General features: G+C 62.1%; 9 protein-coding genes. 7 read left to right on the top strand and 2 right to left on the bottom strand.

The window, feature by feature from the left end:
• The first annotated feature begins 209 nt into the window (after positions 1-209).
• Together ACSYDV_RS06030 and ACSYDV_RS06025 are read left to right on the top strand one after the other, a co-directional pair.
• On the top strand, positions 210-587 hold the full coding sequence (locus ACSYDV_RS06030) for an antitoxin Xre-like helix-turn-helix domain-containing protein (RefSeq protein WP_438322883.1): 378 nt from the start codon (positions 210-212) through the stop codon (positions 585-587).
• Positions 565-1314: an RES family NAD+ phosphorylase gene (locus ACSYDV_RS06025; protein ID WP_438322882.1), complete on the top strand. Its 750-nt coding sequence runs from the start codon at positions 565-567 to the stop codon at positions 1312-1314. Before ACSYDV_RS06030 ends, ACSYDV_RS06025 begins: the two co-directional genes overlap by 23 nt.
• Positions 1315-1363: 49 nt before the next feature.
• On the opposite strand, the gene ACSYDV_RS06020 is transcribed toward ACSYDV_RS06025, so the two are convergent.
• Together ACSYDV_RS06020 and ACSYDV_RS06015 are read right to left on the bottom strand one after the other, a co-directional pair.
• Complete coding sequence (locus ACSYDV_RS06020; RefSeq protein WP_438322881.1) at positions 1364-1789, bottom strand: DUF2147 domain-containing protein; 426 nt, start codon at positions 1787-1789, stop codon at positions 1364-1366.
• On the bottom strand, positions 1786-2643 hold the full coding sequence (locus ACSYDV_RS06015) for a metal-dependent hydrolase (protein ID WP_438322880.1): 858 nt from the start codon (positions 2641-2643) through the stop codon (positions 1786-1788). The genes ACSYDV_RS06020 and ACSYDV_RS06015 overlap by 4 nt, the downstream gene beginning before the upstream one ends.
• Positions 2644-2844: 201 nt before the next feature.
• Here ACSYDV_RS06015 and ACSYDV_RS06010 point away from each other — a divergent pair, with 201 nt between their 5' ends.
• From ACSYDV_RS06010 to ACSYDV_RS05990, 5 genes are all read left to right on the top strand, one after another.
• Complete coding sequence (locus ACSYDV_RS06010; protein WP_438322879.1) at positions 2845-3471, top strand: TetR/AcrR family transcriptional regulator; 627 nt, start codon at positions 2845-2847, stop codon at positions 3469-3471.
• Positions 3472-3954: 483 nt separating this feature from the next.
• The gene (locus ACSYDV_RS06005; RefSeq protein WP_438322878.1) at positions 3955-4632 is read left to right on the top strand and encodes a response regulator transcription factor; all 678 of its coding nucleotides are present in this window, start codon (positions 3955-3957) and stop codon (positions 4630-4632) included.
• Positions 4629-5696: a sensor histidine kinase gene (locus tag ACSYDV_RS06000; RefSeq protein ID WP_438322877.1), complete on the top strand. Its 1068-nt coding sequence runs from the start codon at positions 4629-4631 to the stop codon at positions 5694-5696. The genes ACSYDV_RS06005 and ACSYDV_RS06000 overlap by 4 nt, the downstream gene beginning before the upstream one ends.
• 142 nt (positions 5697-5838) lie before the next feature.
• On the top strand, positions 5839-6591 hold the full coding sequence (locus tag ACSYDV_RS05995) for a LuxR C-terminal-related transcriptional regulator (RefSeq protein WP_438322876.1): 753 nt from the start codon (positions 5839-5841) through the stop codon (positions 6589-6591).
• Positions 6592-6891: 300 nt separating this feature from the next.
• On the top strand, positions 6892-12615 hold the full coding sequence (locus tag ACSYDV_RS05990) for a peroxidase family protein (protein ID WP_438322875.1): 5724 nt from the start codon (positions 6892-6894) through the stop codon (positions 12613-12615).
• Positions 12616-12661 lie beyond the last annotated feature (46 nt).

The raw sequence follows: 12661 nt of genomic DNA, 5'->3' as shown, positions 1-12661 counted from the left end.
GGTGCGGGCGGCGCCTGCCCCGGGCGTTCGGGGCGGCACACGCGATTCGTTTGGTGGCGGCCCATGTAACCAGTCGAGCCCAAAGGCGCCAGTGGGGGCGACTGATTATTTCAAGGCGCCAGTGCCTGCGGCTGCAGGCGTCGCCTCTTGCAAAAACACGCAATCATTCTTATGAATGATATGAAGAAATTTCATTCAAGGGAATGACCATGGCAACCGTTCAACTTGCGCCAGAGGCCGACCAGAACCGTATTCTTTCGGAGGCTGTGGTACGCGTCGCAGGCTGCTGGCAACTGACCAACGAACAACTTGGCGCGATATTGGGCCTGTCGCCTGCGACCGCATCGCGGCTGCGCTCGGGCGGCTTCCAGCTCGACCGGTCGGGCAAGTCGTTCGAGCTCGGCCAATATCTGATCCGCCTGTTCCGCAGCCTCGATGCCTTGATGGGAAGCGACGATCGCGCCGCGATATCCTGGCTCAAGACCGCGAACCTCGATCTCGGCGGGCGGCCGATCGACCTCATCCGCAGCATTCGCGGCCTCGGCGACGTGACGGATTATGTCGATGACTATCGCGCGCAAGTCTGACCCGGCGCCACAGCCGGAGCATTTCCGTCCCTATCACGCAAAGCTGTGGCGGCTCGTAGAGGCGCAGCATCGCATCTCGACCAACCGGCTCGCCAGCGGCACCGCCGATCAGGCGATCCTCGAGCAACTGGTCGACGAAGTGAAGCCGATGCTGCCGCCCGCGGCACGCGACCTCCACTATCTGCTCGCGACACCCTTTCGCTATGGGCATATGAAGGCGTCGCGGTTTCGCCGCGCGGGCGAGCGGCCGGGCATTTTTTATGCGTCGGAACAGGTCGCCATTGCGGTCGCCGAAACCGCCTATTGGCGCCTGCTCTTCTTTTCACGCTCGCCGGGGTTTCAGCCGCCGTCAGCCGTCGTCGAACATTCGGCGATCAGCGTGCCGGTCAAGCTCGCGCAACTGATCGACCTCACCCGGCCGCCGCTGTCTGACCACGCCGCGCTGTGGATGGCCTCGCAGGATTATGACCCGTGTCAGGATTTCGCCGGCCGTGCGCGGGGCATCGCCGCGCAGGCTATCCGCTATGCGTCGGTTCGCGATCCCGCGCACCGCGCCAATGTCGCGCTGTTCGACCCGTCGGGCTTTGCCGCGCCCGCGCCGAAAATCGAGCAGACATGGCATTTCCGGTTCGAAGGCGGGCAGATGACGGCTTTTGCCGCCCTGCCCTCCGACGAACGCCACGCCTTCACCTTCGAACAATTCGGGCTGGACCCGACGCCGCTTTAGGCCCTCAGGCGGTGCGGAGCGATCCCGCCCCGCGCCGCCTGGCGAGCAATTAGCTGACCTTCGTCCAGACCTTGGTGCGGCAGAACACGGCAACGCAGCCCTTGAGCTCCAGCTTGCCGCCGCCGAGCAGCTTCAAATGACCTGTCGGCGCCCCATCGCCCGTTTCGGGGTCATAGACCGGCCCGCCCTTCCATTCACGCGGGCCGCCGGTGAACCCCCTCAGCACCACCAGCCCCTTGATTTTGCGCGTGCGCAGCTTGGCGTCGGAATTGCGCTCATCGCGCAGATCAGGGTTGGCGCGCAGCCGGCTGGCGCCGACGATCTTTCCGCACAGCGCGGCGCCGCACCGATAGATTTGAACGCGCCCTCCCTCGGTGCCGGTCGCCCAGATGCCGGTGATATCGGCGGCGCTTGCGGTCGCAGGCATGGCGAGCAGGCCGGCGGCAGCGGCGAATGTCAGAACAAACCGGCTCATGCGGCCTGACTCCGCGGCGCGGCGCTCTCAAAGGCCGCCAGCGCCTTGGCCAGCAACGGCCGATCGTCGGTATCCCACGGATGGAAGCCCGGCCGCATATAGGCGAACATTTCCCGGAACAGCGGCCGCATCAGCCCCGAACGGCCGTAAAGATAGGCCATCAAACCGCGCCACGTCGCCAGATCGTTCCGCCCGTCCTGCCGCAACAGGTCCGCAATGCCGCGGAACAGGACATAGTGAAAGCGGATCGAGGTGACCAACATCACGGAACTACGCTTGAGCCAGCGGCGTAGCGGCAGCATGTCGCGGGTCGCATGGAGATAGGTGTCATAGGCCACCGCCTTATGTTCCACCTCCTCGATCGCATGCCATTGCCACAGGCGCGCAGTTTCCTCCGTGGCTCCACCAAGTTGGCGCGGGTCGGCCAACAGGTCATGCGCCAGCGTCGCAGTAAAATGTTCGAGGGCGCAGGTCGCCGCGAGTTGCTGGATCGGTGAGCGCTGCTTGGCCCATGCGATGGTACGGCGGGCGCGTTCTTCCAATGGAGCGATATCGAATCCGGCATCCTCCGCCTGACGATTGAACACCACATGCTCGCGCGTGTGCATCGATTCCTGATAAAGAAAATCGTCGATCTGGCTGCGCAGCGGCTGGGGCGTCCCGTCGCGATAATGTCGCACGGCGGTCATGAAAAACTTCTCCCCCACCGGAAAGGTCGAGGACAACGCATTGAAAAAGGCCGTGCGGCCTGGATCGCCGCCGTGCCACCAGCGCGGAGGCGGCATGTCGCGCCCGAACTTCATGTCGCGCTTTTCGATTTTAAGGTCGTGGGGCGTAGGAAGAGAATGGGTCATGGCATACCTCATAACGAATCAATTACATTAACATCAATGTATATATTAAGACGTGACAAACGATGCAAGCCGTGATTTCTTTGGGTTTTCAAAGCATTCCAAGACCCATTTTGATACAGCATCACATTATGATTTTTGCGCGCTTTGCGCTAAAGCCCCCGAAACGGCCCAGGGGTGGGGCCGCGACAAGGAACGAAGAAAATGGACAATCAAGCGCCACCGCGCATCAAGCGGCGCAAGCGCCTGGGCCCGGAAGTGCGCGAGGAAGGTCTGGCGGCAGCCCGGGGACTTTTGCTGAAGGGGGGCCCCTCGGCGGTCACACTGGCAAATATCGGCGACGAAATCGGCATGTCGCATGCCAATGTCCTGCATCACTTCGGTTCGGCAGCCAGCCTGCAGTCGGCCTTGATGGGCTCGATGATCAACGATTTGACCGTCGCGCTCGATCATGTCGTCGAACTGCTCAAGACCGACGCTGCCGCGCCGCGCGCGGTGGCCGATATGGTGTTCGACGCGTTTGACAAGGGCGGCGCCGGCCCCCTCGCCGCGTGGATCATCCTGTCGGGCGACGTCGGGCATCTCGAGCCCGTCCGCAAAGCTGTGCAGTCGCTGGTCGACGCGATCGTGGGCCAGTCCGCCGATGACAACGCCCCGGAGCGCGTGCGCGTGGCGGTGCTGATGATGGCCGTAACTGCATTCGGCGATGCGATGATCGGCCCCCATGTGCGCGAGATGCTGGATCAGAAGGATGATGCGATGCGCGATCTGATCGCGCGTATCCTGCCGCTGTTCCTGCTCCCTGCGGGAATCCCTCCCGCCATATCCTGAACCACGAGCTGCGCTGTCTGTAGACGTCCCTCGCCCATCAAAAATATGGGCGCACGTTTTCGTGCGCCCATGAGTGGAGCACCGCAGCCGTTCTAGCACCGGCCCCGGTGGAGAAGCGAGTCAGGGAAACAATCCGTCGTAGACGAGCCCATCAGATTGCGCGTTCGCGACCATGCACGAAAAGGCAGCAACGGAAGGCTCTTCATCCACTGGCGGGGACGTTTCCCCTGCACGCAATATTTCTCTAATTAACATTGATGTCAAACAAAAAATGACATTGCCGTCCGCGAAATGCGAAAAAACTATGCAGGCGCGAGCACTTGCAGCGCGCTGCCCCACTCCGCCCTTTCCTGCCAGGATGCCCCCATTACTTCGGATTGCTGGCTATTTCGGCGCTAGCCGCGGCCTGACCACTGGAGTAGAGTTCAAGACGTCACATCGGCCATGCCACTGGCGGGAGAACATGCTTCCAGTCACTGCCTCATGCGCGTCCTGATTGTCGAGGACAACGCCCGTCTGGCGGATCTCATGGGACATGGGATTGCGCAGCGCGGTTTCAGCCCCGACCTTGTGGGCAGCATTCATCAGGCCGAAGCCGCACTGGTCGGGGCAAGCTATGACGCGGCGATCCTCGATCTGGGATTGCCGGATGGCGACGGGCTGACATGGCTGCGCCGGGCTCGCCCCAAGGCCCCGCTGCCCCCCGTTCTCGTCCTGACTGCGCGAGACGGCTTGGGGGATCGCGTCGCCGGGCTCGATGCAGGGGCCGACGACTATCTGGTCAAGCCGATCGAGATCGAGGAACTGGCCGCGCGCCTGCGCGCGCTTTTGCGCAGACCAGGCCCACGCAGTCTGCCTGTCATCCGGGCAGGCAGGCTCGCGTTCGACGTGGCGGCGCGTTCCGCGCGAAGTGGGGATCAGTCGATGGAACTGACTCGCCGCGAAGCCGATTTGCTGGAATTGCTGATCCGCCGCACAGGCACGGTGGTGCGTCGGTCGACAATCGAGGATGCGCTGTACCGCTTTGACGAGCCGGTCACCCCGAATGCGGTCGAGGCAATCGTTTCGCGGCTGCGGCACAAGCTGAGCGAGGTCGGCCACCCCGACGTGTTGATCACTGTGCGCGGCATGGGGTATTTGCTCAAGGACCCCGGCGATTGAGACCGCCGCTTTCTGTATCGCGACGCCTTACGCGCGGGTTCACATGGATCGGCCTGCTCGGCGGGCTCGCCCTGATTATCTTTGTCAGCTTCGATGTCGAAGTCATGCTCGAACAACAGTCGACTGCGGTGGGCTGGCACGGCGCGTGGCTGGAGATCGCCGAGCATGTGATCTTTCCGCTGGTCGTGCTGATGGCCCCGATGTTCATTGCCGCGCGATGGGTGATCCGAACGTCGCTCGCACCGCTGGGTGCGGCTGCAACGCGCATGGATGCGGCGTCGGGCACCGACCGCGGTTTCCGGCTGGAACTCGAAGATCTGCCGATCGAGGCGCAGCCTTTTGCCGCTGCGCTCAACAATTTGCTGAAGCGCCTGGATGATGTGGCGGAGCAACGCGAAGCCTTTGCCGCAAACATAGCCCACGAACTCAGGACGCCACTGGCCATCCTGATGGCCGAGCTGGACAAGCTTGGGTCATCCGACGCCCTCAGGCTTAAACAGGATGTGACGGCCATGAACCGCCTCGTCGGCCAGATCCTGCTGATGGCGCAGGTCGAGGCGACACCGACCCCCTGCGATCCTGTTTCACTCGAAGATATTGCCATGGACGTGACGACGCGCTTCGCACCCATCGCGGCAATGCAGGATAAGCATATCGAACTTGAAATCCACGATCCGGTGATGGTCGTCGGCATCAAGGAGATGCTTGTCGCAGCGATTGGCAATCTGGCCGACAATGGCCTGCGGGTAACGCCTGTTGGCGGGACGGTTATCATCGCCGCAGGCCCGGGCGCGCGGATGAGCGTCAGAGATGGTGGGCCGGGCCTGACAACAACGGAACTCGGGGCGCTCAGCGAGCGGTTCGTGCGCGCCGATCATGCGAGCGCTGCCGGAGCTGGCCTCGGGCTCGCGATCGTGGCCAGAATTGTCAATATTCACCATGCGAAACTAACCACAAAACCCGATCGAAAAGAAATTATCCTATCGTTTTCCGAAGTGTATGACGCATCCCGAAGCAATGATGCGGAAGACGAAGTTAATCCCGTCAGGTTGCCGTCAGGTTGACCCCTTACGGTTTAACAGTTGTCGAGTCGTACCTTACCCAAAACAATCCTTTCCGGGCGGGTCGCGGAGCCCGGGGTGGACGCCGGTAAGGATTCATCGCCGACGTGCGCTGGGGTGAATTGGCCCGTGGGGGGGAAAGTCCGTGACGAACAACATAGAACAGGTTTTGGTGGCGGATGACCATCCGCTTTGCCGCGAGGGACTGACCACCCTTTTTGCACGAAACCTTGGCTTCTCTGACATATATGAAGCGCATGACTTCCCCACTATTTTCACCAGACTAGCAGCGACTCCCTCGATCGGACTCGTCACTATCGACCTCGGCCTCCCGGGATTGCGCAAGGATGAAGGCTTGCGCGATCTTCGTATCAAATTCCCGGCAGTCCGCGTCGTCGTCGTCGCGGCAACCCGCGACCGCGATCTGGTGCTCGATGCACTTTGCGCTGGCGTTCACGGCTATATTCCCAAGGATGCTCCCGTCGATGAAATGCTTGCCGCATTGCGGATGGTCCTCGCCGGGCAGATGTACGTCCCCCTCCTTCTGTCGGATTTGAACGCGCGGAACGACGATGCCACCACGGATAGCCCGGCGCATGACGCCGTGCTCACCGATCGCCAGTATGAAGTGCTGAAATTGCTGGCAGCGGGGCGCTCGAACAAGGAAATCGCGCGCTTGCTGTGCATCGCGGAGGGAACGGTGAAAGTGCATATCGCTGCGGCATTTCGCATGCTCGGCGTCCACAACCGGGTCAGCGCAGCTGCCGCCTTGCGGGCGCGCACCTCGCACAAAGAACGCGTCGATACATATCTGCCCGGGCTACTCGATGACGCCGGTCGATCGTCGATTTTTCGTCCAGGCCACGACCGGATGCCGCAAGTTTCGTATAGACGCTAACGGCTCAAGCCAATCCATAGCTCCCAGACTGCTTGAAACCTGCCCGGCTTGCTCGGTGCCGATGGCATGCGCTCGCCGCGCCCGCAGACCACCTCAAGTCCTCTATATAAAAAGTAATAGACCTGCAGGCGCCAGGAATAGAGCGTGGCGGTAATGTAATAGTCCACGAGTCCAACTCGACGCCCGCGCCCGGCAAGCGATAAACTCCCTCCCATGTGATCTGCAAGCCGAACGCCTGTCGGGCGTAGAAGGTGACCGAATGGCGGTCGCTCGATCCAGATCAACCGCAGGGAGGGAATCATGGTTACCTATATCCGTAGCGATCTCGAATTCATTCTCGATCAGATCAAGATCGCAGAGGCGCACGCCGCTGGCCAGCCGCTCTACGGGCCGGGCGGCCTCGTCCCCGCCTACAATCTTTCGTTCGGCCTGCGCGCCGTTGACGGAAGTAACAACCACCTGCTCCCAGGCCAGGAACAATGGGGCGCGTCCAACGTGCAGTTCCCGTCGCTGCTCGATCCGGTCTACCGGCCGGCGGATGGCACGCTGTTCGACCCCGACGGACCCGGGCCTGCTCCGGCGATGCCGACGTCGCCCAATTATAACCCGTCGAACAACTCGAACTCGCTCGTCTTCGACAGCAGCCTCCGGACGATTTCCAACCTGCTGGTCGATCAGACGCTGGGCAACCCCGCCGCTATTCTCGAGGGTCTGGCCCGCGCGGGCAGCGCCGATCCCCTGACCGAACTGTCGGCGATCACCGCGATCTATCAAAGCTTCAAACCGGCATCCGACGCCGAATATCAGGCACGCGTCGCCAAGCAGACCGCGCAGACGGATGCGACCATCGCAGACGATGGGCTGCCCGGCGACACACCGGCCGAGACCGCCGCGCAGGCCGCGCTCGCAGCAGCGACCGCCGCGCATGACGGAACCGTTGCCGATCTGGAGGCAGCGCGTGTCGTTCGCGACGCTGCGCTTGTTCCCTTTGGAATCGAGATGGATGGCGACAATGTCCATCTGCCGAATATTTCACCCGACGGCGGCCTGTCGGCGTCGTTCAACTCGTGGTTCACCCTGTTCGGCCAATTCTTCGATCACGGTCTCGATCTGGTCAACAAGGGGGGCAGCGGCACCGTCTTCATCCCGCTTCAGCCCGACGATCCGCTATATGTCGAGGGTAGCCACACCAACTTCATGGTGCTGACCCGTGCCACGGTTTCCGCCGGCGCAGACAATATCATGGGCACCGCCGACGATGTGCGGCCGGTCAACACAACCACCTCCTATGTCGATCAGAACCAGACCTATGCCTCGCACTCTTCGCATCAGGTCTTTCTGCGCCAGTATGAGGTGAACGCGGCAGGCCACCCCGTCGCGACCGGCAAGCTGATCGAGGGTGTCGGCGGCTCCCCCGGCGGCATGGCGACCTGGGCCGAGGTCAAGGAACAGGCGCTGATGCTAGGCATCCTGCTGACCGATCAGGACGTAGGCAAGGTGCCGCTGCTGCGTACCGACGCCTATGGCAATTTCATTCCGAACGCTGCCGGCTATGCGCAAGTCATCACCGGCATCGGTGCCGACGGGATTCCGAACACCGCCGACGATATCGTGATTTCGGGAACGCCGACGGCGCCGGTGAGTCTTGCGACCGCGATCCGCACCAACAGCGCCTTCCTCGCCGATATCGCCCACACCGCGGTGCCGAACGGCATCGAAGACGGCGACATCACCATTGGCTTGCAAAATCCGGGCAACAACCCGCTGGTCTATGACGATGAACTGCTCGACGCCCATTTCATGGCGGGCGATGGCCGGGTGAACGAGAATATCGGCCTGACTGCGGTCCATCATGTGTTCCATGCCGAACATAACCGGCTGGTCGAACATACCAAGGAGGTCGTCCTTGCCTCGGGCGACCTGGCGTTCCTCAACGAATGGCTGGCCGATGACGTGGCGTCACTTCCGACCACGCCGGCGCAAATCGCGGCGCTGGTATGGGACGGCGAACGCCTGTTCCAGGCCGCGAAATTCGGCACCGAGATGCAATATCAGCACCTCGTGTTCGAGGAGTTCGCGCGAAAGATCCAGCCGCAGGTCGACTTCTTCATCGTGCCTGACGGGTTCGACACGACGATCAATCCGGACATCGTCGCCGAATTTGCCCACGTCGTGTACCGCTTCGGCCACTCGATGCTGACGGAAGATATATCCCGGTTCGGCCCGACCTTCACGCCAGACGATATCAGCCTGATCGACGGCTTCCTGAACCCCACGGCGTTCAACGGGGTCGACGGCGTCATCGACGACGGCCTTGCGGCGGGCGATATTATCCGCGGCATGACGCGTCAGGTCGGTAACGAGATCGACGAATTTGTTACCAGCGCGCTGCGCAACAACCTGCTCGGCCTGCCGCTCGATCTCGCGACGATCAACCTTGCCCGCGGCCGCGACACCGGCGTTCCTTCACTGAATGCCGCGCGCCGCGAATTCTATGACGTAACCAACAATGACGCGCGGCTGAAACCCTATGAGAGCTGGGTCGATTTCGCCGGAAATCTCAAGAATGAGGCGTCGATCATCAACTTCGTCGCGGCTTATGGTACGCATTCGCTGATCACCGGCGAAACGACGGTAGAAGGCAAACGCGCCGCGGCGATGGCGATCATCTTCGGTGTCGACCAGACCGTGGTCGGCGATCCGAACGATCCGCTCGACGATCGCGTGATACTCGCGCCGCCAGACGCCGTCGACTTCCTCAATGGCGAGGGCGCCTGGACGAGCGGCCCGAATGGCGTGACCATAACGGGGCTCGACAATGTCGACCTGTGGATTGGCGGTCTTGCCGAAAAGATTCTGCCCTTTGGCGGCATGCTCGGTTCGACCTTCAACTTCGTCTTCGAAGTACAGATGGAACAACTGCAAAACGCCGACCGCTTCTATTATCTCCAGCGCCTCGACGGCCTGCATCTGTTCAGCGAGATGGAAGGCAACAGCTTCGCCGGGATGATCATGCGCAACACCAATGCGACGCATCTTCCCTCCGACGTCTTCTCGACGCCCGGACTGATCCTGGAGGTCGACCGGACGCGGCAGTTCAACGATCTGGACGGCGACGGCGACCTTGAGAGCACCGATCCGACCGGCGGCGGCATTCTGACCCCGCTCGTCGTCCGCAACAACCCGGCCACGGTCGGCCCCGACACCAACTATCTCCGCTATACCGGCGATGAGCATGTGGTGCTGGGCGGTACCGAAAGCGCCGATATCATCATCGGCAGCGAAGGCGACGATACGATCTTCGGCGACGGCGGCAACGACACGCTGGAGGGCGGTGCGGGCAACGACATCATCAATGCCGGCGCGGGCGACGACGTCGTCCGCGATATCGGCGGCGACGACAACATCAAGCTCGGCGACGGCCATGATGTGATCAACACCGGCCCGGGTCTCGACCTCGTGCTGGGTGGGCGCGGTCAGGACTTCATCGTCCTCGGCACCGATGCCGGGTCGGAAGTCTTTGCGGGTGAAGGCAATGACTTCATCCTCGGCAACATCACCGCAGAGCGCATCCTCGGCAACGAGGGCGACGACTGGATCGAACATGGCACCTTCGACGGCGCCCCCGGCGACAATTTCGATGAAATTTTCGCGCAGGATGGTGTCGTCGGCCATGATGTGTTCTTCGGCCTCGGCGGTTTCGACGAGTTTATTGCCGAAGGTGGCGACGACATCATGGTCGGCAGCCCCGGTCGCGCCAAGATGGCCGGCATGTCGGGTTGGGACTGGGCGATCTATAAGGATAATATCGCCGGCACCGACGCCGACCTGACGCGCGGGATCGTGTTCGACGAGAATCCGACGCCTCCGCCAAATGCGACGCAAGACGCCTATGAAAGCGTCGAGGGGCTGTCGGGGTCACGTTTCAACGATGTCCTGTCGGGATCTGACATCACTGCAGCCGAGCGCGCGCCCTTCGACCCCGATCCGCTCATCGCCGGATCGGAAGGCTTTACGGGCAGCAATCTGGATGCAGCGGGCATCGCGCGCATCACGGGGCTCCAGGCTGTCGTGGGCGCTGGCGTTACATCCTATAACGCTGGCGACATCATCCTTGGCGGCGACGGCAGCGATCTGATCCGGGGCAATGCCGGTGACGATATCATCGACGGCGACAAATGGCTGAATGTAAGGATCAGCGTTCGGGAGAATGTCGGCCCGAACGGCGGCACGGGCGCAGAAATCTTCAGCGCCAACAGCATGACGCAATTGGTGACCAAGATGTTCAACCGGGAGTATAACCCGGGACAACTTGTCATCGTCCGCGAAATCCTCAGCACCGGGGATAATGTGGCCGACACCGACGTCGCCATATTCTCCGACCTCCGGGCCAATTACGACATCACCTACAATGCCAATGGCTCGATCAGCGTAGCGCACAATCGCGGTACGCAACTCGATGGCACGGACAATCTGCGCAATATCGAACGGATGCGCTTTTCCGATGTCGAGATTGGGGTCAATCAGCCGGCGACGGGTCAGCCCGTCATCAGCGACCTGACACCGACCGAAGGCCAGCAACTGACATTGAATACCGCCGGGATCGCTGACGGAAACGGGCTCGGCGCCTTCAACTATCAATGGCAACAGTCGGTCGATGGCGTGACCTGGGCCAATATCGGCGGGGCCACGGCGGCGACCTTCACGCCCGCCAATCCGGGGGGGACGACCTTTGGCGCCCAGGCCGGGTTGCGGCTCCGGGTGGTTGTGAACTTCACCGATGGTGGCGGTTCGGCCGAACAGGTCATATCGGCTGCGACGGGACCGACCGGAGTCAATTGGGACGGTAACGGCAACAACAACAGCCTGATCGGTACAGAAGGCGACGATATCGCGGACGGCGGCGGCGGCAATGATACGCTGTCGGGCAATGGTGGAAACGATGCGCTGAATGGCGATGCCGGCAACGACACCATCACAGGCGGCGCTGGCAACGATACGCTGACCGGCGGGGGCGGCAATGACACGCTCACCGGCGGCGCGGGCAATGACAGCGTCGTTGGCGATGGCGGCAACGACGTTGCGGTGTTCGCCGGACCGATCGGAAACTTCAGCTTCAATACCGTCGGAACATCGATTGTCGTCACCGACAATACAGGCGCCGAAGGCGTCGACACGGTCAGCAACAACGTCGAGACGCTTCGGTTCAATGGCGCCAATTATGACGTCGTGTCCGGAACGACCGGTAACAACGCCAACCTCAACGGCAATGGCGGTTCGGGCGGTTCACAGGCGGTGTTCGGATTTGCGGGCAATGACACGATCAATGGCGGCGGTGGCAACGACGTGATCCACGCCGGCGACGGGACCGACACCATCACGCAGACCGGGGGAACCGGCGGGCGCGATCTGGTCAATGGCGGGGCCGGTACCGACACTTACATTCTCAACGGCGTGGCCGGTGCGGAAACCTTCCGCATCTATGCCAGGGCCGCGGCAGAAGCGGCGGGCATGACCGGCCTCGATGCGACCACCGAGATTGTCGTTACCCGCAACGGCACAGGCAATGCCCAGATCATTGCGGAACTCGACAATATCGAGGAAATCAACGTCAACGCCCTGAATGTTTCGTCACCCGGCGGCGTGGGGCCGGGCGGAACGGGGAACAACGGCGGCGACACGATTTTGGTGATCGGCGATTTCAACCCCACCAGCCTGAACTTCAATACCATCACGGTGAATGGTGGTCGGGGCGCCGACACGGTCAATATCTCCGGCCTGACGTCCGAACACCGGCTGGTGTTCAATGCAGGCGGTGGCAACGATCAGGTGATCGGCGACCTTCGTCCGCAGGATGTCGTAAATATGGGCAACGGACGCGGCGATTCAGGCGGGTCCGCCCGGGGACCCGACACCCATTCCCTGCGGCATTCGCCGATATGGGATGCGCTCCACGACGCCTTCTCCGACGTGTCGCACTTCAGGAACTTTATAGGCCATGGGTCTGATTTCCTGATCCCGTGAAGCCTAGGCGCCGGGCCTGTCCCAAGCCCCCGAAAGGGCCCGGCGC

This window comes from Sphingopyxis selenitireducens (assembly GCF_051550705.1).
Taxonomy (GTDB): domain Bacteria; phylum Pseudomonadota; class Alphaproteobacteria; order Sphingomonadales; family Sphingomonadaceae; genus Sphingopyxis.
The sequence above is the reverse complement of the archived record's forward strand: the minus strand, read 5'-3'. Positions and strand labels throughout refer to the sequence as shown.